The following is a 338-nucleotide window of genomic DNA, read 5'->3' on the forward strand; positions in this document are numbered from 1 at the left end:
CTTATTAGGTAAGCAAATTAACCCTTATCCATATATAAAAGAAGCGGATTTGTATGTGCAACCCTCAAGGTATGAAGGGAAAGCTGTAACAGTAGGAGAAGCTCAGATTCTTTCAAAGCCGGTTATGGTAACAAATTATTCTACAGCTGAAAGTCAAGTGGTAAATGGATTTGATGGGTATATAACGGAACTGTCAATTGAAGGGATTGCAAATGGGATTGAAAGGTTATATAAGGATCCTCAGGAGAGAAAAAGACTAATTACTAATTGTACTCAAACGGATTATAGTAATAGCTGTGAATTAAAAAAGTTATATGAAATTATACAGGATTAATTTT

At 33.4% G+C, this 338-nt stretch carries 1 protein-coding gene; it reads left to right on the forward strand.

Translation table 11 applies throughout. From position 1 onward, the window contains the following. Nucleotides 1-334, forward strand: a 334-nt coding sequence (locus tag KI356_RS27240; RefSeq protein WP_212937007.1) for a glycosyltransferase, incomplete at its 5' end; no start/stop codon positions are given. Nucleotides 335-338: the final 4 nt, after the last annotated feature.

The sequence above is a fragment of the Bacillus hominis genome, assembly GCF_018332515.1.
Classification (GTDB): Bacteria; Bacillota; Bacilli; order Bacillales; family Bacillaceae_G; genus Bacillus_A; species Bacillus_A hominis.